This is a genomic window from Corynebacterium sp. HMSC056E09 (genome assembly GCF_001813425.1).
In the GTDB taxonomy this organism is placed as follows: Bacteria; Actinomycetota; Actinomycetes; order Mycobacteriales; family Mycobacteriaceae; genus Corynebacterium; species Corynebacterium hesseae.
The window spans coordinates 68,452-92,244 of record NZ_KV812477.1; the positions used below are offsets into that span (position 1 = coordinate 68,452).

Here is a 23,793-nt window from a genome sequence, read left to right on the forward strand (position 1 = left end):
ACAAAGTGGTAGGTGTCAGATGCGGGCTAACTGCGCATCTCGCGGCCGGTGAGATCTAGGAAGGCCTCTTCGAGGTTACGGTGCGAGGTTTGCAGGTTGCGGAGGACAACGTCGTGCGCGGCTAAGAACGTGGCGAGCTCTGCGATGACCTCCGGGCTGACCGAAGAGGTGAGTCGGTAGTGGAGGGGGCGGGTAGCGTCGGCGGAGATGCCTGCCTTACGCAGCGCCTCAAGGTCCACTGGAGTCGCGGTCTCAAAACTCACCTGTGGGATATCAGCGGAACTCGTCAACGACGCTGCGGTGCCGCTGGCGACGAGCTGGCCGTGATCAATAATGACCACGCGGTCGCTGAGTGCTTCCGCTTCATCCATGAGGTGCGTGGTGAGGATGACTGTCACACCATCTGCACGCAACGCACGGATGAGATCCCACACGGCAAGGCGCGATTGCGCGTCCATACCTGCCGTGGGTTCATCGAGGAAGACCAATTCTGGACGTCCAATGATGGCCAAGGCGAGAGAAAGCCGCTGTTGCTGCCCGCCCGACAAACGGCGGTAACTATTCTTTTCCACCGCCCGCAGCCCTAGGGTATCCAGTAGCCATTCCGGGTCTAAGGGGTTGTCGTTATAGGAGGCGCTAAGTTGCAGCATCTCCTTAACCTTGATTCCGGAATAAGAACCTCCGCCCTGCAGCATGATGCCAATGCGGGCGCGCACCGCGTCAGGGGTGCGCGCAGGGTCAAGCCCCAGAACCTCAATGTGGCCGGAGGTGGGTTTCTTAAATCCCTCACACATCTCGATGGTGGTTGTCTTGCCCGCACCATTGGGGCCAAGCAGACATAGAATCTCGCCGTAATTAGCGCGGAAGCTCAGCCCATTTACCGCGTTGACGTCGCCATAGGTCTTTATGACGTTTTCTAGGATGAGAGCCGATCTAGTCACAGGCAGTTAGTTTAAGACACGCACGCCCGCTCGACGCAACGCAACCCACCCCGCAGCAATCAGTGCTACGAACGTCACCACAGCGGCCAAGTAGATAACGAAGACCGTGCCTGGGGGCAGGCCTAGCCCGCGCGGTAGGACGATGAAGCTCATCAACCCGGAGTAAATCATTACCGCCATACGGAAGAAGCGCCGGTTTGCCCACGCCGCGAGCGGCAGCACCGCCCACAGGATGTACCAAGGCTGGACGACGGGGAAGAAAACCACGAGCGCGAAGGTGGACACACCGAGTCCGCCCACCGGGTGGATGGCTCCGCGGAAAGTCGCATACAGCATGCGGAGCATAAAACCGGCGGCAATGATGACGCCGACAGTGCGGGTGACGCTGAGAATGGCCTCGGTGTGATCACCCAAACCCAACAGCATCCCGAGGAAGCCGGCGCCGACGCCCACGGAGGTTGTCGCAGAGAGCCAGGAGCGGATCGTAGCCGCGCCGCCTTGACCAAAGATCCATCCAATATCGATACCTGTGACTATCGTGACTGCCGCAATAGAGACGGCGAGCAGAAGCAGCTGGGCAAGACCGGCGCCAAGGACCGCCCGGACGGCGGGCACACCGTGCTTGTCGACGAGACCGCGAGCAGCCGCCATCCCGACAAACCCAAGTCCAATAAAGCCGGTAACCTTCACCATGCCGGCGCACGAAATGAGGACGCCAGACGCGATGAACAGTGCCCATACCCGCCAACGGGCGGCGTGGGAATCGTTGACAGCCCGAAGACCCAATTCCACTCCGACGAGAGCCAGCCCCAGCATGAAGGATTCATTGTGAATGCCTCCTACCAGGTGAAGGATGGTCAAGGGGTTGAGGATGCCGAGCCAGAGTGCTGCCTCTGGGGCCACGCGGCAGCGGGTGGCGAGACGTGAAATGGCCCAGCCAGCAGCGATAATGCCGACGAGGGAAAACACTCGGTGCAGGACTACACCCCAGATGATGGAGTCGTGGGTGAGCCAGCTGACCAATGCGGCCAGTCCTAACGCCACAGGGCCATACGGGGAGGGGGAGTTTGCCCAGATGAAAGGGACCGAACGGGCAAGGTCATTATCTGCGCCCAAAAGTTCCACGGGGCCTGCGGAATAGGGATCGAGGCCTTGCAGCACGATGGATCCGTTGGCCAGGTAGGAGTAGATGTCTTGGGTGAAAAGGGGAGCGGTGACCAGTAGTGGAAGTACCCATCCCAGCCAGGTTCGCCACATCTGGCTTTGCGTCAGCACTCGGGGGGAGTGGCTAAACCTCGTATCTTCCCCGTCGCCCGTTAGCTTTGGATTATGTTCGGCCTTGCGCAGGCGCAGTGGTGCTCCCACGAGTGGGGCCATACAAATCCACGCGGTCACCATGAAACCGACACCGATAAACACGATGGCGGAGGAGGACTGCAGCATTCGTGACATGAGTGAACCGAAAGGTAAGGACTCATACGGGTTTCCCACCACTGGGAGCGCGCCGGCGCCCAGGCCGCCGAGTGCAATGAGCAATGCGCCGATCGTGCCGAGCCAGCGAAGCGTGAACAGTGTACGCAGCTGGGAGATGGTGCGGCGGTGGGCGTCGCCAAGCGCGGCGTGATCTGCGCCCTCGGCGGAGTCGGGGAAGTCTTGGTGAAGGAGCGCGGAACGGGAACCAGGAACACCCATGCGGGGAAGCTCATCGCGCACGCCCCAGATGACGCGGGGCAGTCGCCCCGATCGGGTGTAGTCGCGTTCCATATTCATGACTGTCTACCTTAGCGGCTCAGTGGTGAGCGGGAACTAGCTGCCCGCGACACGAATGAAAGAGTGGAAATTGGGAATGAATTAAGGAACACTAGTGTTGTCTAAACAGGGAATGATTCACTCAAGGAGGTGTGCACCGTGACGAAGGAGTTACCCAGGGAGACTCGCTCGACCGAGGGCGATACTCGCCGCCACGTCATGTTGTTGCTTCTCAAGGACGGCCCGGTGACGGCGTCGTACTTAGGTGAACGCCTAGGTCTCTCTGCAGCCGGCATACGCCGGCACTTAGACATTTTGGTGGAGGAAGGACTCACCGAGGTTGTACACCGCCGCCCAGCAGCCCGCCCCGGGCAGTCGGCAGGCCGTGGTCGCCCCGCCAAGCACTTTCGCCTCACGGATCAAGGCCGTGCCCAATTCGGTCACGCCTATGACCAACTGGCGGCGGAAGCACTCACCGCGTTGCGGGAAGCGGGTGGGCCCGAGGCGGTCCGGCGCTTTGCCAAAGCCCGCTTCGAGCGGCTCGTGGAAGACGTGCGCCCTTTGGTTGAGGAAGAAGAATCCGTACCTGAGGTGGCACGCCAGCTAGCCGCTGTGCTTGATGCACACGGCTATGCGGCCACGGTGACATCGGTGGGAAATGGAGTACAGATTTGCCAGCACCATTGCCCGGTGGCCCATGTGGCGGCTGAGCATCCGGAGTTGTGTGAAGCTGAACAAGAAGTTTTCTCCGCACTATTAGGCAAACATGTGCAGCCCTTGGCCTCCATCGCGGATGGCCACGGAATCTGCACCACGAATATCCCCTTAAAACCTGTCCCGCCGTCTGCGGTGGAACGGGAAAGAGACTAATCAACATAGAAAGGAGCGGGCTTTGACACAGGCACAACCAGCACCAGGGCTTGAGACCAAGATGAGCGATGATGAGATCATCTCCTCCATCGGTGGATATGACTACGGCTGGCACGATTCGGACGCGGCCGGCCAGGCAGCACACCGAGGTTTGAGCGAAGACGTCGTCCGCGATATCTCGGAGAAGAAGAACGAGCCGGAATGGATGCTTGAGTCCCGACTCAAGGCACTGCGCGTTTTCAACAAGAAGCCGGTGCCCACGTGGGGTCCGGATCTGTCCGACATCGACTTTGACAACATTAAGTACTTTGTCCGCTCCACTGAGAAGCAGGCCCAAACCTGGGATGACCTGCCGTCAGACATTAAGGAGACCTACGACAAGCTGGGTATCCCGGATGCCGAGAAGAAGCGTCTAGTCTCCGGTGTTGCCGCCCAGTACGAGTCCGAGGTGGTCTACCACAAGATTCGTGAGGACCTCGAAGCCCAGGGCGTTATCTTCGTCGATACCGATACCGCTGTGCGCGAGTACCCGGAGATCCTCCAGGAGTACTTCGGCACGGTCATCCCGGCCGGTGACAATAAGTTCTCCGCACTGAACAATGCCTGCTGGTCTGGCGGCTCCTTCGTCTATGTGCCAAAGGGCGTCCACGTGGACATCCCGTTGCAGGCTTACTTCCGCATCAACACGGAGAACATGGGTCAGTTCGAGCGCACCCTCATCATCGTGGAAGAGGACGCCTACGTCCACTACATCGAGGGCTGCACCGCTCCGATCTACAACTCGGACTCACTGCACACCGGTGTCATCGAGATCGTCGTGAAGAAGGGCGGCCGCTGCCGCTACACCACCATTCAGAACTGGTCCACCAACGTCTATAACTTGGTGACCCAGCGCGCCAAGGTGGAAGAGGGCGGCACCATGGAATGGGTCGATGGCAACATCGGTTCCAAGGTCACCATGAAGTACCCCTCCTGCTGGCTGACCGGCGAGCACGCTAAGGGCGAGGTTCTCTCCCTGGCATTCGCGGCGGACAACCAGGTGCAGGACACCGGCTCCAAGATGGTCCACATGGCGCCGAACACCTCCTCCAACATTGTGTCCAAATCGGTGGCCCGCAATGGTGGCCGCGCCGCTTACCGTGGTTTGGTGCAGGTCAACGCCAATGCTGCCAACTCCACGGCCAACGTCGAGTGCGACGCGCTGCTGGTGGACAATAACTCGCGTTCGGATACGTATCCGTACAACGATATCCGCAACGACCACGTCACCTTGGGCCACGAGGCGACCGTCTCGCAGGTCTCCGAGGAGCAGTTGTTCTACCTCATGTCCCGCGGTATCGCCGAGGAAGAGGCCATGGCGATGATCGTGCGCGGCTTCGTTGAGCCGATTGCAAAGGAGCTCCCCATGGAATACGCATTGGAGCTCAACCGTCTTATCGAGCTGCAGATGGAAGGATCGGTGGGCTAAGTGGTAGCTTCCAACGAATTTAATCCTGCTGACGTCACCAAGGGTGACCAGTTCACGTCATTCAATGTGGAGGACTTCCCGGTCCCGCATGGCCGCGATGAGGTGTGGCGCTTTATCGCCCTGCGCAACCTGCGAGGCCTGCACAACGGTGAGTTTGCGCCGGCAACCGCACAGAAGATCGACGTCACCGCTCCGGAAGGCGTAACCTCCGAAACCGTTGCGCCTGACGACGCCCGCCTCGGCACCGCTGGCGCCCCTGCTGACCGCGTTGCCGCACAGGCCTGGACTTCCATGCCGGAGGCACACGTTGTCACTGTGGACGCTGAGGCACAGTTGAACAAGCCAGTGGAGATCACCATTACCGGTGCTGGTGAGGGCGTGACCTCCTTTGGTGCGACCTCCATCCACGTGGGACACCACGCAGAAGCCACCATCGTGCTCAAGTACGTCGGCTCCGGCACCCACGCGGACAATGTTGAGTTCGTGTTGGGCGACGGCGCCCACGTCACCGTCGTCGTTGACGCCGACTGGGAAGATGACGCCGTCCACCTGTCCCACCAGATTGCGAAGGTGGGCCGCGACGCCGTCCTGCGCCACAACACTGCCATCTTCGGCGGCGAGATTGTGCGCCTCGTTCCGCGTGTGGTTTTCGACGCCCCGGGCGGCGATGCCGAGCTGCTGGGCGTCTACTTCGCCGACGCCGGCCAATACTTCGAGAACCGCCTGCTGGTGGACCACGATGTGCCGAACTGCCGCTCCCGCGTTTTCTACAAGGGCGCGCTGCAGGGCGCTACGGCCGCGCAGAAGGCCGAGGCTGGCTCCACTTCCCGCACACCGGAGGCCCGCACCTGCTGGGTCGGTGACGTGCTCATCCGCAAGAACGCGAACAACACGGACACCTATGAGACGAACAACAACCTGATTCTCACCGAGGGCGCGCGTGCAGACGCCATCCCGAACCTGGAGATCCAGACCGGTGAGATCGTCGGTGCCGGCCATGCCGCAACTGTGGGCCGCTTCGATGACCTCGAGCTGTTCTACCTCATGTCCCGCGGCATTCCGGCCGCCGAGGCACGCCGCCTCATCATCCGCGGCTTCTTCTCCGAAGTCATCTCACGCATCCCGGTCGAGTCCCTGCGCGAGGAACTGGAATCCCGCGTCGTCGACGAGCTCGCCAAGATCAACGCTTAAAACTCCCCGAAAGCAGGTACCAACTCAATGTCTACTTTGGAAATCAAGAATCTCCACGCGCAGGTGCTCCCCAACGAGGAGGACGGCGAGCCGAAGGAGATCCTCAAGGGCGTCAACCTGACCATCAACTCCGGTGAGACCCATGCCGTCATGGGGCCCAATGGCTCCGGCAAGTCCACCCTGTCCTACGTCATTGCCGGTCACCCCAAGTACGAGGTTACTGAGGGCGAGGTGCTCCTCGACGGCGAAAACATCCTCGAGATGGAAGTTGATGAGCGCGCCCGCGCTGGCCTCTTCCTCGCCATGCAGTACCCGACCGAGGTGCCGGGCGTGAAGATGTCGCAGTTCATGCGCTCTGCCGTGACCGCTATTCGTGGCGAGGCCCCGAAGCTGCGCGAGTGGAACAAGGAGCTCACGGAAGCTCGTGAGAAGCTCTCCATCGACAAGTCCTTCGCCCACCGTTCCGTGAACGAAGGTTTTTCCGGCGGTGAGAAGAAGCGCCACGAGGTCATGCAGCTGGACATCCTCAAGCCGAAGTTCGCAGTCATGGATGAGACCGACTCCGGCCTGGACGTCGACGCCCTGCGCGTGGTTTCCGAGGGGATTAACCGCTACCAGGAAGAAACCAAGGGCGGCATCCTCCTCATCACGCACTACAAGCGCATCCTCAACTACGTCGTCCCGGACTTTGTCCACGTCTTCGCAGACGGACACGTCATCAAGACCGGTGGCGCCGAGCTGGCTGATCAGCTTGAGGCGGACGGCTACGAGCAGTTCCTCAAGTAGAACTCATCAGGCTGCACACACCACAACACGCAAGAGATAAAGAACCGAGCACAAGGACCTATGTCTGAACTAGACGTTAATGCGATCAGGGAGCAATTCCCCATCCTCTCGCGCACAGTGCGCGACGGTAAGCCACTGGTGTACCTGGATTCGGGTGCGACCTCGCAACGTCCCCTCCCGGTGTGGAAGGCCGAGGAGGAGTTCGTACTCGGCACCAATGCGCCGGTGCACCGCGGCTCCTACCAGTTGGCGGAGGAAGCCGATGACGCGTATGAGTCCGCCCGCCAGGCCATTGCCGCTTTCGTTGGCGCGGACCGCGATGAGATTTCCTTCACCAAGAACGCCACTGAGGCGTTGAATGAAGTTGCCTACGTGCTTAGCGATGAGCGCGCGGGTCAGCTTTATGTCGGCGAGGGCGATACCGTCGTCGTCACCGAATTGGAGCACCATGCGAACTTGGTTCCGTGGCAGGAGCTGTGCCAGCGCACTGGTGCGACGCTGAAGTGGTACTCCATGACTGAGGACGGCCGCATTGATCTCGATTCGCTCGAGCTCGATGACTCCGTCAAGGTCGTGGCTTTTACCCACCAGTCCAACGTGACGGGAGCCGTGGCCCCCGTCGAGGAACTGGTGCGCCGTGCCCGCGCTGTAGGCGCCATGGTGGTTCTGGACGCGTGCCAGTCCGTTCCGCACATGCCGGTGGACTTCCACGCTCTCGACGTGGACTTCGCCGCGTTCTCTGGGCACAAGATGTGCGGCCCGACCGGCGTCGGTGTGCTCTACGGCAAGGCGGAGCTGCTGGCACAGCTGCCGCCCTTCCTTATTGGCGGTTCCATGATCGAGGTGGTCAAGATGGAGGGCTCGACCTTTGCCGAGCCGCCGACTCGCTTCGAGGCCGGAACTCAGATGACCAGCCAGGTCGTTGGTCTGGGGGCCGCGGTGAAGTTTTTGAGCGAAGTGGGCATGGAGGCCATCCACGCCCACGAGCAGAAGCTCACCGCATTGGCTTTGGACAAGCTTTCCGAGATTCCTGGTCTACGGATCATCGGCCCCGAAAACACTGAGGATCGCGGGGGAGCGGTCTCCTTCATCGTGGAGGGCATCCACCCGCATGATTTGGGCCAGGTGCTCGACGCTCATGGAGTGTCCATCCGAACTGGTCACCACTGCGCGTGGCCACTGCACCGCGCGTGCAAGGCTAATTCGACCGCACGCGCTAGCTTTTACCTGTACAACACTGAGGACGAGGTCGACGCCCTCGTAGAGGCGGTGCGGGCTGCCCGTGCTTTCTTTGGAGTGAGCGAATGAACCTAGATTCCATGTACCAGGATGTGATCCTGGACCACTATAAGAACCCGAAATTCTCCGGCCTGCGCGATGGCCAGGCTGAGGTTCACCACGTCAACCCCTCGTGCGGCGATGAGATCACGCTGCGCGTGAAGCTGTCGGCCGACGGCAAGACTGTGGAGGACGTGTCCTACGACGCTGAAGGCTGCTCCATCTCGCAGGCTTCGACCTCTGTCATGGCGGAAGAAATCGTAGGCATCCCGTTGGAGGAGGCCAACGCCAAGCTCGAGGAGTTTGACCGCATGGTGACTTCCCGCGGCGAAGTTGAGGGAGACGACGAGATCATTGGGGATGGCGTCGCTTTTGCCGGCGTGGCCAAGTTCCCTGCCCGTGTTAAGTGCGCGCTGCTGGGGTGGAAGGCCTTCCAGGCTGCCACCGCGCAGGCGCTGACTGAATTGGAGAAGTAGATGGCGGATACCACTAACGATAGCCAGCCGACCGACCCGTATCAGGACGAGAACGCCTCCTTCGCCGGCGGCGGTGTAAAGCCTGAGCAGACCGAAGAGCAGATTGCCAAGGCATTCGACATCACCGAATACCTCCGGGACGTCATCGATCCGGAGCTGGGCATCAACGTTGTTGACTTGGGCCTGGTCTACGACCTCTGGCTCGAGGACATTGACGGCAAGAACACCTGCGTCATCAACATGACGCTGACGTCCCCGGCGTGCCCGCTGACTGACGTCATCGGTGAGCAGATCGACGACGTCGTCGTGGGCAACAAGCTTGCCGACGCCGTCCAGCTCAACTGGGTGTGGATGCCGCCGTGGGGCCCGAACATGATCACCGAAGAGGGCCGCGAGATGCTCCAGGCCCTCGGCTTCGCGGTCTAATCGTTTCGCTGCCCCACAGTGGGCAAGGACGCCGGATCCAGCGCCGAGGAGATGATATCGACGGCTTCTTCTTGGGTTGCAGCGGACTGAAGGCGAGCGCGGAAGTCCTCCTTCATGATTGCCCGCGCCAGCTTGGAAAGCAGCTTGAGGTGTTGCTTGCCGGCGTCGTCTGGCACGGCAATGAGGAACACCATCGTTGTGGGCTCCTCACCCTGTGCCCACGTGATTGCTTCGGGAAGACGTGCAAAAGCCAAGGTAGGAACCTTCACGCCAGCTGAACGGGCATGCGGGATCGCCACGCCATGGCCCACGCCGGTAGAGTGCTTCGTCTCGCGCTCAAGAGCCGCTGTGAGCACCGCAGAAGGATCAGCAAAGCGAGGAGAAACTAGCCGCACTAGTGCTTCGATGGTTTCGTCGCGAGTACTGCCCAGACTGTGGTCGAGGCTCACCGTTTCGATAGACAGCAGTGGTTGTCCCAGATGCGAGCTTTCCGCCGCGTTTGCTGAAGCTTTGTCCGCAGCGCCCTGGTCGCTCTTGCTCTCATTCTTCTCTGTCGTTTTCTTATGCTGAGTAAGTGCGATTAAGAGGAGCATGACTGATGCACAGACGACAACGCCAATAAGCAATGCCACGAAGAAGCCCACGACGTTGTCGACAGCACCGAGCACTGCGACAATGGGGCCGCCGTGCATGACATGGTCTTTAACTCCGAATGCGCCTGCTAGGCCACCGGCAACCGCACCGCCGATGACGTTCGCCGGAATGACCTGCAGAGGGCGTGCAGCGGCAAGAGGAATTGCGCCTTCCGTAATGCCGAATAGCCCCATGAAAAGCGCGGCGATACCGGCGTCTTTTTCGGCCTTATTAAACCAGGCACGGCGGGCAAGGGTGGCAGCGCCCACCGCCAATGGCGGTACAGCGATAGCAGTAGCGGCCATTCCCATAGGGGCTGCATTACCAGCGGCAATCATGCCTCCACCAAAGAGGAACGCTGTCTTGTTGAAGGGGCCGCCCATGTCAAACGCGATCATCGCGCCGATAACGAGGCCAAGCACAACGACAGAGGAGCCTTGCATTCCTGCGAGGTACTCGGTCATGGCTTCAAATGCGCCAGCTATCGGTGAGCCGACCAGGTAAATGAAGATAAGACCCACAATGAGGGTGGTGAAAATCGGGATAACGATGATCGGCCAAATCGGGGCAATGTATTTGTTCACCGGAATCTTCTTGATTCCAAGCGCCACATAGCCGGACAGGATGCCGGTGACGATACCTCCCAAGAACCCGGCACCGGCTTCAGATCCGTAGAGTGATCCAGTCGTAGCGATGAGGCCAGTAATCAGACCAGGCGCCAACCCAGGACGGTCCGCAATGCCCACTGCGATATAGCCGGAAAGAATCGGCACCATGAGTGAAAAGGCCAAACCACCCAGCTCGTTCAGCGTATTCCAGAAGGAATCCTCGGGAATTGCCAAGCCTTCGGGCGTCGGGGTTCCTCCAATTGACAGTGCTACTGCGATGAGGAGACCGCCGGTCACCACGAACGGGATCATGTGGGATACACCGTTCATCAGCGCTTTGTAGAGAGTCTGTCCCACTGCGCGCACGCCATTGGAGTTACCGGAGCTGTCCTCGCGCTGAGAGCCCTTTGGCTCTTCGGCGGAAGGCTTTTCTTCCCATTTCGACGCGGACAGCGAACGGCGGAGGAGCTCCTTTGGGTGCTTAATAGCTTCATCGACGCCCGTTGCTGCCAAGCGCTTGCCGCGGAAACGATCCTTGGCAATCACAGTGTCGGCGCCAATTACGATGGCATCGGCTTCTTCGATGTCCTTAGCGCTAAAGGTGCCTTCGACACCGATTGAGCCGTGGGTCTCAACTTTGATCCGGTATCCAAGTTCCGCGGCAGCGGCCTCGAGGTTTTCAGCCGCCATGTAGGTATGCGCAATACCAGTTGGGCAGGCGGTAATCGCGAGGATTAATGGCGGTTTCGATGTGGCTGATGTACTCATGATGTCAATGTAGGCACATCTTTCATCTTGTATAGGTCAAGCGCGCCGAATCCGGGCCACGAATTTCCAGATGACTTATCCTCCGTACCGTTAGCTTTACGTCGATCAGCGCCCTGCCGCTGGTTCGGGTTTAACTGCCCTGGTTGCTAGACTGTTTCGACGTGATTGTGACCAATGATTTCGAGGTGCGCGTGGGCGCACGCACGCTTCTCGACGCCCCCGGCCAGCACCTCCGCGTACAGCCGGGTGACCGCATCGGGCTGGTCGGCCGCAACGGCGCAGGAAAGACCACGACGATGCGCATTTTGGCGGGGGAGACCGAGCCTTATGGCGGTTCGGTAACGCGCTCTGGCCCCATTGGTTACCTGCCGCAGGATTCCCGCGAGGGCAACATCGAACAGACCGCGCGCGAACGCGTGCTCTCGGCCCGTGGTCTCGATGAGATCAAGCGGCGCATGGCCAAGCAGCAGGAACTCATGGAGACGGCAACGGACGACAAGTTCCGCGATAAGGCCATCCGCAAGTTCTCGCGCTTGGAAGAGGAGTACCATTCCCTCGGCGGCTACGAGGCGGATTCCGAGTGCGCACAGATCTGTGACAACCTTGGCCTCCCGCAGCGCGTCTTGGATCAGCAGCTCAAGACGCTCTCCGGTGGCCAGCGCCGCCGCGTGGAGCTGGCGCAGATTCTTTTCGCGGCGTCGGCAGGCTCCGGCAAGTCCCAGACCACGCTGCTTCTCGACGAGCCCACGAACCACCTCGACGCAGATTCCATCACCTGGTTGCGCGGCTTCCTGTCGAAGCATGAGGGCGGGCTCATCATGATCTCGCACGACGTGGACCTGCTCGAGGCCGTCTGCAACAAGGTCTGGTTCCTCGACGCCGTGCGCGCCGAGGCGGATGTCTACAACATGGGCTTTAAAAAGTATCTCGATGCCCGTGCGACCGATGAGGCCCGCCGCCGCCGTGAGCGCGCCAACGCGGAGAAGAAGGCGGCCGCCCTGCACAAGCAGGCCGCAAAGCTCGGCGCTAAGGCGACGAAGGCCGCAGCAGCTAAGCAGATGCTGCACCGCGCTGAGCGCATGATGAACGAGCTCGATGACGTGCGTGTGGCCGACAAGGTTGCCCACATCAAGTTCCCGGAGCCGGCTCCCTGCGGTAAGACCCCGATGAACGCGAAGGGCCTGACCAAGATGTATGGCTCGCTTGAAGTCTTCGCGGGCGTGGACTTGGCCATTGATAAGGGCTCGCGCGTCGTCGTGCTGGGCTATAACGGTGCCGGAAAGACGACCCTGCTCAAGCTTCTAGCGGGCGTGGAGCGCACCGACGGTGAGGGCGGTATTGTCTCCGGCCATGGTTTGCGCATCGGCTACTTTGCCCAGGAACACGACAACATCGACCCAGACAAGACCGTGTGGGAAAACACCATCGAGGCTTGCCCCGATGCAGGCCAGCAGGATTTGCGCGGTCTGCTCGGTGCCTTTATGTTCTCCGGGGATAAGCTGGAGCAGCCCGCCGGCACGCTCTCCGGCGGTGAAAAGACGCGTCTTTCCTTGGCCACGCTCGTGTCCTCGCGCGCAAATGTGCTGCTTCTCGACGAGCCCACGAACAACCTCGACCCCCAGTCCCGCGAGCAGGTTCTCGATGCGCTCGGTACTTATACCGGTGCCGTAGTTCTGGTGACCCACGACCCAGGCGCGGTAAAGGCCCTCAACCCAGAGCGTGTCATCATCATGCCTGACGGCGATGAGGATCTGTGGAACGACGAATACATGGAGATCGTTGAGTTGGCCTAGGGGCTAGTTCCTTACCCCGGATGCAGCAACGGCAACGCTCTTTGTTCTTCTGGACACCGTGGTACTTCGTGGCCTTCCATAAAACCTATAGTGCGCTAGAATCGGGGGCACACTCACGCACCGCTCAAGGCTCTTTTCTTGGGTCCTTCCGGCTTCCCACGCACAAGGGTCTAGTAGCGCTACGACCCAGCCGTGCTGCAGCAGGAGAGGACTGAAGCCATGAGCCACACCGATACCCTCGATTCTGTCATTGAACCACTGCTTACCGGTTTAGTGAGCAAGCGGCCTGAAGTCCGTGTGGACTGGGCCTTTGCCGAGCTTAAAGAAGGTATTGAGTCAGGGCAGTGGGATGGACACATCGACCAGGTTCGGGATCGCCTTACCGGTTACCTGCGCACGGACAAGGTGTGGACCAAGGTCATGGCCGCGCGTTTACTCACTGTTCTCGCTGAGTCTGGCCACTTTCTTTACGAGGACTATCTCACCTTCCGCGCATGGTATGTCACTGAAGAAGACACGCGTGGCATAGTCAAGGACATCGGACACGTCATGGCGGTCGGCTACGGCGCGGACTATGTAGAAACCTGCGTTCGCATGGGGATGATTCCTGCCGTGGAGGGTGCGGCAATTATTTCTTGCCGCCTGCGCGTCCCAGGGGGAGTGTGGCACGACGATGAGGCAGAACGCTTGGCGCGTGCTGCGTGCACGACGATTGCTAAGAGCACATCGCCGCACATTCTAGAAATATGGACTGAGCGCCTGGGCAATACAGTCCTCAACGAGGGAGTGCGCAATGGTAATCGCGCGGTAGTGGAAAACTTCGCCCGCTTTCTCACTGCCACAGCGCACATGGTGCGTAGTGAACCCGAGAAGTGGGGAATCGACGTCGACCGCGCGCAACTAGCACTACCGCTGATAGCGGAACTCGAAGACAAACTTCGCAACGCCGGCGCATAAGTATTCTCTTTCCACCAGTGAAAGCGCCATCTAGTGTTGGCGCGCAGCACTAAAGAAGCGCACCTTATCAACCTCCATCGGCTGGGGCCGCTGCCAAGGATAGCGATCCGGGGTGGCCATAACAGGCGAGCTCAGCTGCAGGAGGGTGTCCGTGCCTGCGGGGCCGCCTACTGTCAGCTCGCCATCGCGTATTTCAATCGCTGAGGTAAAACTGCGATCAACGCTCTTGTGCTGCACAACGGCAGTTGGTATCTCAGCGAAGACAGTTTTTCCGCGCCGCAGAACGGTAGCATCGTCGGAGATATAACTGGGGCGAATGCGCTCAGCGGCAATCAACCCCCACACGAAAATGATGGCCCACAGCGACAGCAGTAACGCCACAACCCGAACCGCACCTGCGGGGAGAATCAGGTGGACGACTACCATTTCAACCACCAGCACCGCGGTGACAAAACCAAGCATTTGCAGCCTGCCCGGGGGATGGGGAAGTGCCTGAGCACCAGCGGGGAGCAAAGTCTCGCCGCGTATCCAAAGCCACAAATCGCGGTAGAGGCTAAGTTCATACTTTGCCAATCGGAATCCAGGATGTTTTCCCAGGAATCTCCATATCCTATCCATGTGGCGCTCCCGACAGTGCCGCGAGCGCTCTGCCCTGTGCACCAGTTGTCGGTGCATCGGTGGGACTCAGCGGGACCTTACCTGGGCGCAACGTAGGATAGATTCCCCGCATGAGGCCGCGTTCGCCTAAATGCTGCAGCTTGGCGACGATTACCGTGACCTCGCGATCATTCGGGGACAATGCACCCAGTTTTCGCCATAGCGATTCAACCTCGCGGAGAACTCTCAAACATTCGGCATCTTCAAGGTTCTCGCGCAATTGTTGCCAGGTTCCTTCCGTCGCGACACCACACAGCGCCATCAGATCCCAAGAATCAAGCTCGAGCTGCAGCATCGCGGGATCATGGATCGCCTCTTTGAGTGATTCGCGGATGTCTCGTGGAGTCCCGTTGGGTGCTTGGGCAAGGGCGCGTAAGCGTTCACGTTGGTTCTTGAGCCGAGCGATGCGCTCGTCGAGCACGCCAAATGAACGATCGATAGCATCCGGCAGATTTACGTCGGCGACGGGGACACCGGCGTCGATCAGCGCCCGCGCGCGCAGCACCGAAGCCAAGTCAGAAACAGAATAGTCGCGGTAGTTCCCGCTGGTGCGGGCGGGTTCAGGAACCGCGCCCGTCTCGTGTAAATGTCGTACAGAACGAACTGAGCATCCAGCGACCGCGGCGACGTCCGATATCTTCATAGGACAAAGCTAAACCCTCACATGGTGTGAGGGTCAAGTGCTTGGTGAAAACTAATCCGAGTTGCTGAGGTCTTAGTTTCGGAAGCCGTGCACCGGCGCCGGGATGAAGCCACCGCGGTTGATGAAGGTGGAGTTGCCCACCTCATTGACCGGAATGACCGGAGCATAGCCGAGCAAGCCGCCGAAATTGACCTCATCGCCAGCTTTGGTTCCCGGGGCGGGGATAACGCGCACGGCGGTCGTCTTATGATTCATCACGCCAATGGCGGCTTCATCAGCGATCATGCCGGCAATAGTTTCCGCAGAAGTATCGCCCGGAATGGCGATCATGTCCAAGCCCACCGAGCAGATGGAGGTCATGGCCTCCAGCTTGTCGATGGAAATAGCGCCGGTGCGCACCGCATCGATCATGCCCTTGTCTTCCGAAACCGGGATGAAGGAACCAGACAGACCGCCCACGCGGGAGCAGGCCATCATGCCGCCCTTCTTGACGGCGTCGTTAAGCAGTGCGAGGGCTGCCGTCGTTCCGTGCGTGCCCACCTGATCCAGACCCATGTGCTCCAGGATGTGCGCGACGGAATCTCCCAGCTCGGCAGTGGGAGCTAGGGAGAGGTCAATGATGCCAAAGGGTACCCCGAGGCGCTCCGAGGCCATCGAACCAACGAGCTGTCCGGCACGCGTGACCTTGAAGGCGGCCTTCTTGACCTCCTCGGCGACTTCATTAAGGGTGGCGCCCTCCAGGGATCCGAGAGCACGGTCGACAACACCCGGCCCAGACACACCGACGGAGACAACGCAGTCCGGTTCCTCGATACCGTGGAAGGCACCGGCCATGAAGGGGTTATCGCCCACGGAGTTGGAGAAGATCACGAGCTTCGCACAGCCGATGGCGCTGCGGTCCTTGGTGAGTTCGGCAGCTTCCTTGATGATGCGTCCCATCTGCGCTGCGGCGTTCATGTTGATGCCGGCGCGCGAGGATGCGATATTCACCGAGGAACACACCAGGTTGGTCTCAGCCAGCGCTTCCGGGATAGAGCGGATGAGTGTCTTCTCCGCAGTGGTGGCACCCTTTTCAACCAATGCGGAGTAGCCGCCGACGAAGTTAACACCTGTCGTCTCAGCGGCGCGATCCAGTGCACGGGCGACGTCGACGGGGTTTCCTTCTACGCCAGCCACGATAAGTGAGATCGGAGTGACGGAAATACGTTTGTTGACGATCGGGATGCCGAGCTCGGCCTCGATCCCTTCGCAGACTTCCACGAGCTGAGCCGCCCGGGTGGTCACGCGATCATAAACGGCCTCTGCGGTAGCTTCCATGGTGGAGCGCGTGCAGCCGAGCAGCGAGATCCCCATGGTGACGGTGCGGATATCGAGGCGGTATTTCTCGATCATCTCGATGGTGTCGAGAATACTGACGGTGTTGAAGCGATTAAGCATGACTGATTCTCGCTCCTAAATTTCATTCATGGCGGTGAACAGTGCTTCCGACTGCACACGAATGGATTGCTTGATGGACTCACCGACGGTGTTCATCCGCTCCTGAATCTGCTGGATGCTGACTTCATTCTCATCGAATTCGACGCGCAGGATCATCGTGAAGTACCCAGACATGAGGGTCTGCGAGACGTCAACGATGTTGATCTTGAGCTCAGCGAGGGCGGTGGAAACGGCAGAGATAATTCCGGTGTTATCAACACCGGTAACAGTCATGATGGCGATCATAATTTGATTGTAGCCCGTGGGTTTTTCACGCTGCCCTGGGGTCATGCAGGATAGCGAGCCGGCGCGTACGGTGGCGCACATGACTGATACGACAACAACTACGCGCAAGAAGGTTCTGTACATCGGCGGCCACGGCAAGGTTGGGCTTTTGGCGGCGCCCAAGCTTGTCGACGCCAACCTCACCGTCCATTCCCTCATCCGCAACCCGGACCAGGTCTCTGATATTGAGGCCCTCGGTGCCGCCGCGGTGGTTCGCGATCTCACCGAGCTTTCTGTTGAGGACTGGGCTGCACTTTTGAGCGAGTATGACGTCGTCGTGTGGGGCGCTGGAAATGGTGGCCGTGCTGGTGCGGAGGTGACGTGGGCGGTCGACCGTGATGCGGCGCTGGCATCTATTGCGGGTCTGGAAAAGCTTTCTGCCGAGGGCAAGAACACTCCCGCCTACATCACGATTTCCTACATGGGTGCCACGGAGAACACGACCGATCCTGCGGATGAGAAGTGGTACGCCTACGTGGAGTCGAAGAAGGAGGTGGACAACAAGCTCAATTCCACCGACCTCAATTACCTCATCCTTGGCCCGGCAGCCCTGACGGAGGAGCCTTCGCGCGGCATCACCGTGCTAGATAAGGACGCAGAGCGCACCGGTAAGCTGACAACCTCCCGAGAGCTTGTCGCTGAGGTGGTCACCGAGGTCGCCGGCCGCGAAAGCTTCCCGACTTCGCCGCTAGAGTTCATCGATGGCGATGGCAGCGTGAAGGATATCTAAAATCGAGCGGATGCCGCCGCGTCAAGCGCGGCGATGACTTGCTCTCTGCTCAGTTGGTGGTGGAGGCTCGCATAACGAAGTGGCTTTGTGGACAGGTGGGCCGCGATATACCACCCTGTGGGGTGCTTGAACGTCGCTTGGCTTTGGAACCGTACCACGGCCACACCCTGCTCCCGGAAGGAGCGGGGAGAAGTGTGGGACTCAAACTCATCGCTGATGATTTCTTGAACTGTGCCATCTGGAAGGAAAATGCGTACTTTCGCCTTGTAGTAGTACTCGGTGGGATCTGCGTGCGGCACGTGTCGACCTGTTTGCCAGATCTCACTGAGCAGCGCGGGGTAGTACTCGATCCACCCATTTTCCGACGCCGTCCGTAGACGGCGAGCACCCCACGTAGAGCTCCGAATTGCTCGAATGTTTCGACCGGCCGCCACGACGAGGAAGAGGACGAAGACTGCAACGGCCAAGCCCTGCCATCCGGAACTAATAGACATATCTTCGCCGATAAAGGCTGATAGTGCGATAGCTAGGCCCACTACCGCCGTGATGAGGTTGTTCCGTAGGCTTCGCCATTCAGGTGTGGCGCCGCCTGGGAGTGGCCCAGTCGCGGCGATCGCGCGAACAATACTAGATGTGCTTGATCTCAAGTTCGGGGCGGACACAGAACGCCGAGTGCGGGGAATGAGCCTCTCGGAGTAGTGGTGTTCCGGGAAGTCGAATGGTGCTAAAGCGTGGTCAGACATTCTTATCACTAACTTCTTACCCAGTTCCGCTCTGCAAAAGACAGTGCTGCTTCAATGTTCTTTTGGCGCAGACCATTGTGCAGTTCTGGCTGCGGGTTGTCTGCATCTGCCCGATATCCCACCACGCCCCATCCGTTATTGTGGTTGAAGTCCACGGTGGCAACGAGGGGACCGTCGGCAAGCAGCCGCCCCCGCAGCTTCAGCCAGTTCGGGTTTGGAGCAATGAATTCCTCGGTCATGCTTTTCGTCAATGATCCGTCTGGCTGCAGGATGAGAACCGGGGCGGTGTAGTAAAAGTCGGTACTGTCGTCGTAATCAACGCGGCGCCTATAGGTCAGCTCGCCGATCAACGCGGGGCGGTATTCAATCCAGCCATTCTCCCACGCGGTGCGAAGCCTTGTTGTGGAACCCAAGCGCCCCCGCAAAATCAAGATTCCAACGAAGACGAACACGAGGGCTGCAGCTCCAGTGATAAAGCTGGCTATCGGAATACTCCCAATCGTTCCGCCGGCTCCGGGAAACAGGACCGATATAAAGATCGTGTGAGCCACCGAGAAGAGTAGCGCTGAGCCGCCAATGAAGATGAAAAAGGAGCCAACGATGACCATGCCGAGATTGGATTGGCCGATCGGAGACCCGACGCTATTAATAGCCTCGCGGATGCCGCTGCGATCCGTGTTTGGGTTGGGTTGCTGATCGTGATCCTTCAAAACCTTAGGCGCGAGGGATCCTGCACTTGAGGAAGGAAGCTTCAGCGGAGTGCGGGGCAGCTGCAAGGGAGCGTGAGTCATGGATCACAGTTTAATGTTCGTGGTCACCATTTTCTCGGTGACCATCGGCGGCTGGGGACTAGCCCCCGACGAAAACCCGGTCTTAATCGGGGAGAGCTAGCGTACCCATCGTTGTTCAGCGAATTGGAGAACGGCATCCACTTGGCGGTTGGTGAGACCGTTGGATAGTTCCGCCTCTGAGCTCATCCCATCGGCGCGGTAAGCCGCGACCGTCCATCCATTATTGTTCGCGGTATCGACGGTTGCTATACGAGCCCCTTCGGCAAGAGCAGCGCCCCGGGACCTTAGCCTATTCGGATTGTCAGCGCGGAACTCAGCGGACATTGCGCTCGCTAGTGTGCCGTCTGGCTGAAGGATCAAAAGAGGCGCCGAATAATAGAAATAAGTCCGCTTACGGTCGTCGGTCCCTTCGGTTTCGCTTCGCAGGTACACAAGCTCGCCAATAAGAGCAGGACGGTATTCTATCCAGCCGTTGCGCCACGCGGTGCGCAGACGCTGTGCATTTCGGGTTTCCTTGAGAATACTCCGCAAACCTACGACGAAAACAGTAAGACTGACGAGGCAAATAATGACTGGGATAAGCGAAAATATTCCTAGATCTGAGAAGCTGCTTTGCGGAGGACCAAAGCTACCAGTGAAGAAAGGAATCGACATGCTGCACATAAACAGCCCGACTAGACCTATAAAAGCCCAGGCTGCGACAACACCAAACGAGAGGCGTCCCGGCTGAGGCCCAGCCTCCTCGATGACCTCGCGAAGACCTGAATTGTCCATCCGCGGGTTCGGCTGAGCATCGTGGGTGCGCTGTTCCTTTGGAGCAAGCCGCGGCGTAGCGCTCAGACTTATTCCGCACTGCGTGCGCGAAAGTCGTAGGGGAGTATGGTCCATGCGCCACAGTGTAGCGCCAACCACACATCGCCACCGAGTACTGACGCCTAGTGATCGGCGTGGGAGCCGCGAATCGATTGCTCGACCAAATCCAAAACCTGCTCGAGATTCTTCGTGTCCCCGAGCGCTAGGCGGTTGATAAATCCGTCCATAAAGGTTTCAAGATATGTCACGAGGGTGTCGATGGAGACGTCGTCTCGCATGCGCCCCTTCTCGGCGTTGGATTCCAAGCGGGCACGGACCGCCTCATCAAGAATCTGTTGCTCCTCATGCCAGCGCGCGGCGAAAGACGGATCGGTACGCAGCATCGAGGTCACAGCAAGCCGGGTGGCAAGCCAGTCATGGCGCTCCGGATGGCGCAGCATCTCACTCATGACTTCGACGAGACCGTTGTTCGCAACAACTTCGGCCTCACGGGCGGCGTCTTCCCGGGCCAAGGCAAGAAAGAGGGACTCCTTATCACCGAAGTGGTGGAAGATTGCCCCACGCGACTTACCTGTGGCTTCTTCGAGACGCCGCACCGTCGCGCCGTCATAGCCGTGCTCAGCGAAGCATTTACGTGCGCCAACCAGAATGTCGTGGCGGCGGCGGTTCAGTTCAGAGTCGCTCATAATCGGCATGGCTGAAAACTAGCTCCTTTAAGCACGGCGGCGGGTAAACGGGTGGAGGAAGTAGAGGGGAGGGACAGAAGCAGAAAGGCCAGCCAGCACTCCATGTTGCTAGCTGGCCTTGGTGCCTAACTATGTAGGTCGCCCCAGAGTCGGGGTGCCTACATAATGGGCAAGGCTGCTTTAGGCCTTGACCATCTGGCGCAGAACGAACTGCAGAATGCCGCCGTGGCGGTAGTAGTCGGCCTCACCAGGTGTGTCGATGCGAACCTTGGCATCGAACTCAACGGTCTCGCCGGACTCCTTGGTGGCGGTCACGTGGACCGTCTTCGGAATGCCGCCCTCGTTGAGGGCTGCGATGCCGTCGATATCGAAGGTCTCGGTGCCATCCAAGCCCAGGGACTCGTGGGACTCGCCCTCCGGGAACTGCAGCGGGATGACGCCCATGCCAATGAGGTTCGAGCGGTGAATACGCTCGAAGGACTCAGTGATGACAGCCTTCACGCCAAGCAGGTTGGTGCCCTTAGCAGCCCAGTCACGGGAGGAACCGGTGCCGTACTCCTTACCAGCAAGGACAACCAGCGGAATGTCGGCTGCCTTGTAGTTCTCGCAGGCATCGAAGATGAAGGCTTGCGGTGCGCCCTCCTGGGTGAAGTCACGGGTGTAGCCACCGGCGACGTCGACCAGCTGGTTCTGGAGGCGGATGTTGGCGAAGGTACCGCGCATCATGACCTCGTGGTTACCGCGACGGGAACCGAGGGAGTTGTAGTCCTGGCGCTCCACACCGTTGGCATCCAGGTACTGAGCGGCCGGGGTACCCGGCTTAATGGAGGAAGCCGGGGAGATGTGGTCGGTGGTCACGGAGTCACCGAGCTTAGCAAGGACGCGAGCGCCCTTGATGTCCTGAACGGGCTCCGGCTCAGTCGGCATGCCGTCGAAGTACGGTGCCTTGCGGATGTAGGTGGAATCCTCGTTCCACTTGAAGGTCTCGCCCTCCGGAACGTCCAGGTTGCGCCATGCGTCGTCACCCTTGAACACGTCGGCGTAGTCAGCCTCGTAGAGCTCGCGGGAGATGGCCTGCTGGATGGTGTCCTCGATCTCCTTCGGGGAAGGCCAGATGTCCTTGAGGAAGACATCGTTGCCGTCCTGATCCTGACCCAGCGCCTGAGTCTCGAAATCGAAGTCCATGGTGCCAGCAATAGCGTATGCAATGACCATGATGGGGGAGGCCAAGTAGTTCATCTTGACGTCCGGGGAAATGCGGCCCTCAAAGTTACGGTTGCCGGACAGCACCGCGGTAGCAGCCAGATCATGCTCGTTGATGGCGTTGGAGATTTCCTCCGGCAGAGGGCCGGAGTTACCGATACAGGTGGTGCAGCCGAAGCCGGAGAGGTAGAAGCCAAGCGCCTCCAGATCCTTCCAGAGGTCTGCGCGCTGGAAGTAGCCGTCAACAACCTGGGAACCCGGGGCACAAATGGTCTTGACCCACGGCTTGGACTTCAGGCCCTTTTCAGCAGCCTTACGTGCGATGAGGCCAGCGCCAACCATGACGGACGGGTTAGAGGTGTTGGTGCAGGAGGTAATGGAAGCGATAGCAACCATGCCGTGGTCCAGGGTGTACTCACCACCGTTCGGGGAGGTGACGGTAACCGGGTTGGACTGGCGGCCGGAGCCGCCCTTGGCTGCGGACTCGCCTTCGCCTGCGCGAGACTTGTTCAGGCCACCGGTAACGTCGACGAGAGCATTCTCGTCGCCGCCCTCGGAGGTCATGCGCTTTGCCTCGATGGTGGACTCGTCTGCAACAACCTCGCCGGAAGCGTAGGTCGGCAGATCCTTGCGGAACTGCTCCTTTGCCTCGGAGAGGAGAATGCGGTCCTGCGGGCGCTTCGGGCCGGCGATGGACGGCTTAACAGTGGACAGATCCAGCTCGAGGTACTCGGAGTACTGTGCCTCCGGAGCGTCCTGCTCGAGCCACATGCCCTGAGCCTTGGCGTAAGCCTCGACGCGATCGATCTGCTCCTGCGGACGGCCGGTGAGCTCGAGGTACTTGATGGTCTCCTCGTCGATCGGGAAGATCGCAGCGGTGGAACCGAACTCGGGGGACATGTTACCGATGGTGGCGCGGTTGGCCAGCGGCACGGACTTGACACCGTTGCCGTAGAACTCAACGAACTTCTGAACCACACCGTGCTGGCGCAGCATCTCGGTGATGGTCAGCACCACGTCGGTAGCGGTCACACCGGTCGGAATCTCGCCGGTGAGCTTGAAGCCCACGACGCGCGGGATCAGCATGGACACCGGCTGGCCCAGCATTGCAGCCTCGGCCTCGATGCCGCCAACGCCCCAGCCCAGGATGCCCAGGCCGTTTTCCATGGTGGTGTGGGAGTCGGTACCAATACAGGTATCCGGGTAGGCAACACCATCGTTGTCGAAGACCACGCGGGAGAGGTACTCAATGTTGACCTGGTGGACAATTCCGGTTCCCGGAGGAACAACGCGGAAGTTGGAGAAGTTCTCGGCACCCCAGCGCAGGAACTGGTAGCGCTCCTGGTTGCGCTCGTACTCGATCTCAACATTCTTCTCCAGGGCCTCGGTGGAGCCGAAAGCCTCGACGATGACGGAGTGGTCAATAACCATCTCGGCCGGGTTGAGCGGGTTCACCTGGTCCGGCTTGCCGCCGAGGGTGGCGATAGCCTCACGCATGGTTGCCAAGTCGACCACGCAGGGGACGCCGGTGAAGTCCTGCATCAGAACGCGGGCCGGGGTGAACTGGATCTCGGTATCCGGCTCAGCGGACGGATCCCAGTTGGCCAAAGCGTTAATGTGATCCTTGGTTACGTTCTTCCCGTCCTCGTAGCGCAGCTGGTTCTCAGCCAGGACCTTGAGGGAGTAAGGAAGCTTCTCCAGGCCCTCGACTGCATTGATGTCAAAGTAGTCATAAGACTTACCGTTGACCTCAAGAGTCTTCTTGGCGCCGAAGGAGTTCAGGCTTTCAGTCATAAGGAGCTCCATTCCTTGCTTTTCGCTT

At 59.7% G+C, this 23,793-nt stretch carries 22 protein-coding genes; 10 read left to right on the forward strand and 12 right to left on the reverse strand.

The annotated features are described in order from the left end of the window. Positions 1-26: 26 nt before the first annotated feature. Both HMPREF2912_RS00895 and mptB read right to left on the reverse strand, forming a co-directional pair. The gene (locus HMPREF2912_RS00895; protein ID WP_371441096.1) at positions 27-947 is read right to left on the reverse strand and encodes an ABC transporter ATP-binding protein; all 921 of its coding nucleotides are present in this window, start codon (positions 945-947) and stop codon (positions 27-29) included. Further along, the gene (gene mptB, locus HMPREF2912_RS00900; RefSeq protein WP_070683033.1) at positions 948-2,711 is read right to left on the reverse strand and encodes a polyprenol phosphomannose-dependent alpha 1,6 mannosyltransferase MptB; all 1,764 of its coding nucleotides are present in this window, start codon (positions 2,709-2,711) and stop codon (positions 948-950) included. It abuts the gene before it with no gap. 198 nt (positions 2,712-2,909) lie between these two features. Here mptB and HMPREF2912_RS00905 point away from each other — a divergent pair, with 198 nt between their 5' ends. The 7 genes from HMPREF2912_RS00905 to HMPREF2912_RS00935 are packed head-to-tail and all read left to right on the forward strand — an operon-like array spanning position 2,910 to position 9,185. Continuing rightward, positions 2,910-3,560, forward strand: a complete 651-nt coding sequence (locus HMPREF2912_RS00905; RefSeq protein WP_246816447.1) for a helix-turn-helix transcriptional regulator — start codon at positions 2,910-2,912, stop codon at positions 3,558-3,560. 22 nt (positions 3,561-3,582) lie between these two features. Continuing rightward, a complete protein-coding gene (gene sufB / locus HMPREF2912_RS00910) occupies positions 3,583-5,028 on the forward strand; it encodes a Fe-S cluster assembly protein SufB (protein WP_070524260.1) in 1,446 nt (481 codons plus the stop codon). Next, a complete protein-coding gene (gene sufD, locus HMPREF2912_RS00915; protein WP_070683036.1) occupies positions 5,029-6,219 on the forward strand; it encodes a Fe-S cluster assembly protein SufD in 1,191 nt (396 codons plus the stop codon). It begins immediately after the preceding gene. A gap of 27 nt (positions 6,220-6,246) precedes the next feature. After that, positions 6,247-7,005 (forward strand): Fe-S cluster assembly ATPase SufC, encoded by a 759-nt coding sequence (gene sufC / locus HMPREF2912_RS00920; protein WP_070524257.1) that lies wholly within the window; start codon positions 6,247-6,249, stop codon positions 7,003-7,005. 60 nt (positions 7,006-7,065) lie between these two features. Next, the gene (locus HMPREF2912_RS00925) at positions 7,066-8,313 is read left to right on the forward strand and encodes a cysteine desulfurase (protein ID WP_070683037.1); all 1,248 of its coding nucleotides are present in this window, start codon (positions 7,066-7,068) and stop codon (positions 8,311-8,313) included. Next, positions 8,310-8,759: a Fe-S cluster assembly sulfur transfer protein SufU gene (gene sufU / locus HMPREF2912_RS00930; protein WP_070564486.1), complete on the forward strand. Its 450-nt coding sequence runs from the start codon at positions 8,310-8,312 to the stop codon at positions 8,757-8,759. Before HMPREF2912_RS00925 ends, sufU begins: the two co-directional genes overlap by 4 nt. Then, positions 8,760-9,185 (forward strand): metal-sulfur cluster assembly factor, encoded by a 426-nt coding sequence (locus HMPREF2912_RS00935; RefSeq protein ID WP_070524254.1) that lies wholly within the window; start codon positions 8,760-8,762, stop codon positions 9,183-9,185. It begins immediately after the preceding gene. On the opposite strand, the gene HMPREF2912_RS00940 is transcribed toward HMPREF2912_RS00935, so the two are convergent. Continuing rightward, on the reverse strand, positions 9,182-11,194 hold the full coding sequence (locus tag HMPREF2912_RS00940) for a fructose-specific PTS transporter subunit EIIC (protein ID WP_070683039.1): 2,013 nt from the start codon (positions 11,192-11,194) through the stop codon (positions 9,182-9,184). The two genes, HMPREF2912_RS00935 and HMPREF2912_RS00940, sit on opposite strands and share 4 nt — an antisense overlap. Positions 11,195-11,355: 161 nt before the next feature. Here HMPREF2912_RS00940 and HMPREF2912_RS00945 point away from each other — a divergent pair, with 161 nt between their 5' ends. Together HMPREF2912_RS00945 and HMPREF2912_RS00950 are read left to right on the forward strand one after the other, a co-directional pair. Continuing rightward, positions 11,356-12,987 (forward strand): ABC-F family ATP-binding cassette domain-containing protein, encoded by a 1,632-nt coding sequence (locus HMPREF2912_RS00945; protein ID WP_070524251.1) that lies wholly within the window; start codon positions 11,356-11,358, stop codon positions 12,985-12,987. A gap of 219 nt (positions 12,988-13,206) precedes the next feature. Beyond that, positions 13,207-13,944: a DUF2785 domain-containing protein gene (locus HMPREF2912_RS00950; protein WP_070683041.1), complete on the forward strand. Its 738-nt coding sequence runs from the start codon at positions 13,207-13,209 to the stop codon at positions 13,942-13,944. 30 nt (positions 13,945-13,974) lie between these two features. Here the strand turns inward: HMPREF2912_RS00950 and HMPREF2912_RS00955 are convergent, their stop codons facing one another. The 4 genes from HMPREF2912_RS00955 to HMPREF2912_RS12810 form a co-directional block, all read right to left on the reverse strand. Further along, the gene (locus tag HMPREF2912_RS00955) at positions 13,975-14,406 is read right to left on the reverse strand and encodes a hypothetical protein (protein ID WP_227485769.1); all 432 of its coding nucleotides are present in this window, start codon (positions 14,404-14,406) and stop codon (positions 13,975-13,977) included. 148 nt (positions 14,407-14,554) lie between these two features. Then, positions 14,555-15,244, reverse strand: a complete 690-nt coding sequence (locus tag HMPREF2912_RS00960) for a MerR family transcriptional regulator (RefSeq protein WP_070565321.1) — start codon at positions 15,242-15,244, stop codon at positions 14,555-14,557. Between the two features lie 72 nt (positions 15,245-15,316). After that, positions 15,317-16,681, reverse strand: coding sequence for a PFL family protein (locus tag HMPREF2912_RS00965; protein ID WP_070564503.1), 1,365 nt, complete (start codon positions 16,679-16,681; stop codon positions 15,317-15,319). A gap of 15 nt (positions 16,682-16,696) precedes the next feature. Then, a complete protein-coding gene (locus HMPREF2912_RS12810) occupies positions 16,697-16,966 on the reverse strand; it encodes an ACT domain-containing protein (protein ID WP_070524521.1) in 270 nt (89 codons plus the stop codon). A gap of 79 nt (positions 16,967-17,045) precedes the next feature. Between HMPREF2912_RS12810 and HMPREF2912_RS00975 the strand changes: the two genes are divergently transcribed. Next, on the forward strand, positions 17,046-17,735 hold the full coding sequence (locus HMPREF2912_RS00975; protein WP_070683053.1) for an SDR family oxidoreductase: 690 nt from the start codon (positions 17,046-17,048) through the stop codon (positions 17,733-17,735). Here the strand turns inward: HMPREF2912_RS00975 and HMPREF2912_RS00980 are convergent. The 5 genes from HMPREF2912_RS00980 to can form a co-directional block, all read right to left on the reverse strand. Continuing rightward, positions 17,732-18,229 carry a hypothetical protein gene (locus HMPREF2912_RS00980; RefSeq protein WP_246816444.1) on the reverse strand — a complete coding sequence of 166 codons (498 nt, stop codon included), beginning with the start codon at positions 18,227-18,229 and terminating at the stop codon, positions 17,732-17,734. The two genes, HMPREF2912_RS00975 and HMPREF2912_RS00980, sit on opposite strands and share 4 nt — an antisense overlap. 257 nt (positions 18,230-18,486) lie before the next feature. Then, positions 18,487-19,269 (reverse strand): hypothetical protein, encoded by a 783-nt coding sequence (locus HMPREF2912_RS00985; RefSeq protein WP_070683045.1) that lies wholly within the window; start codon positions 19,267-19,269, stop codon positions 18,487-18,489. 96 nt (positions 19,270-19,365) lie between these two features. Further along, a complete protein-coding gene (locus HMPREF2912_RS00990; RefSeq protein ID WP_070532889.1) occupies positions 19,366-20,157 on the reverse strand; it encodes a hypothetical protein in 792 nt (263 codons plus the stop codon). Between the two features lie 47 nt (positions 20,158-20,204). After that, complete coding sequence (locus tag HMPREF2912_RS00995) at positions 20,205-20,777, reverse strand: TetR/AcrR family transcriptional regulator (protein ID WP_070532884.1); 573 nt, start codon at positions 20,775-20,777, stop codon at positions 20,205-20,207. 171 nt (positions 20,778-20,948) lie between these two features. Beyond that, positions 20,949-23,765, reverse strand: coding sequence for an aconitate hydratase (gene can, locus HMPREF2912_RS01000; protein WP_210386600.1), 2,817 nt, complete (start codon positions 23,763-23,765; stop codon positions 20,949-20,951). Between the last annotated feature and the right edge of the window lie 28 nt (positions 23,766-23,793).

What these genes read in the sequence shown, in the direction of transcription:
- mptB (WP_070683033.1), bottom strand. Translation starts at nt 2,711, where the DNA reads ATGAATATGGAACGCGACTACACCCGATCGGGGCGACTGCCCCGCGTC.
- HMPREF2912_RS00935 (WP_070524254.1), top strand. Translation starts at nt 8,760, where the DNA reads ATGGCGGATACCACTAACGATAGCCAGCCGACCGACCCGTATCAGGAC.
- sufU (WP_070564486.1), top strand. Translation starts at nt 8,310, where the DNA reads ATGAACCTAGATTCCATGTACCAGGATGTGATCCTGGACCACTATAAG.
- HMPREF2912_RS00925 (WP_070683037.1), top strand. Translation starts at nt 7,066, where the DNA reads ATGTCTGAACTAGACGTTAATGCGATCAGGGAGCAATTCCCCATCCTC.
- can (WP_210386600.1), bottom strand. Translation starts at nt 23,765, where the DNA reads ATGACTGAAAGCCTGAACTCCTTCGGCGCCAAGAAGACTCTTGAGGTC.
- HMPREF2912_RS00950 (WP_070683041.1), top strand. Translation starts at nt 13,207, where the DNA reads ATGAGCCACACCGATACCCTCGATTCTGTCATTGAACCACTGCTTACC.
- HMPREF2912_RS00975 (WP_070683053.1), top strand. Translation starts at nt 17,046, where the DNA reads ATGACTGATACGACAACAACTACGCGCAAGAAGGTTCTGTACATCGGC.
- HMPREF2912_RS00940 (WP_070683039.1), bottom strand. Translation starts at nt 11,194, where the DNA reads ATGAGTACATCAGCCACATCGAAACCGCCATTAATCCTCGCGATTACC.
- HMPREF2912_RS00955 (WP_227485769.1), bottom strand. Translation starts at nt 14,406, where the DNA reads ATGCTTGGTTTTGTCACCGCGGTGCTGGTGGTTGAAATGGTAGTCGTC.
- HMPREF2912_RS00960 (WP_070565321.1), bottom strand. Translation starts at nt 15,244, where the DNA reads ATGAAGATATCGGACGTCGCCGCGGTCGCTGGATGCTCAGTTCGTTCT.
- HMPREF2912_RS00905 (WP_246816447.1), top strand. Translation starts at nt 2,910, where the DNA reads ATGTTGTTGCTTCTCAAGGACGGCCCGGTGACGGCGTCGTACTTAGGT.
- sufC (WP_070524257.1), top strand. Translation starts at nt 6,247, where the DNA reads ATGTCTACTTTGGAAATCAAGAATCTCCACGCGCAGGTGCTCCCCAAC.
- HMPREF2912_RS12810 (WP_070524521.1), bottom strand. Translation starts at nt 16,966, where the DNA reads ATGATCGCCATCATGACTGTTACCGGTGTTGATAACACCGGAATTATC.
- HMPREF2912_RS00995 (WP_070532884.1), bottom strand. Translation starts at nt 20,777, where the DNA reads ATGCCGATTATGAGCGACTCTGAACTGAACCGCCGCCGCCACGACATT.
- HMPREF2912_RS00985 (WP_070683045.1), bottom strand. Translation starts at nt 19,269, where the DNA reads ATGACTCACGCTCCCTTGCAGCTGCCCCGCACTCCGCTGAAGCTTCCT.
- HMPREF2912_RS00990 (WP_070532889.1), bottom strand. Translation starts at nt 20,157, where the DNA reads ATGGACCATACTCCCCTACGACTTTCGCGCACGCAGTGCGGAATAAGT.
- HMPREF2912_RS00980 (WP_246816444.1), bottom strand. Translation starts at nt 18,229, where the DNA reads ATGTCTATTAGTTCCGGATGGCAGGGCTTGGCCGTTGCAGTCTTCGTC.
- HMPREF2912_RS00965 (WP_070564503.1), bottom strand. Translation starts at nt 16,681, where the DNA reads ATGCTTAATCGCTTCAACACCGTCAGTATTCTCGACACCATCGAGATG.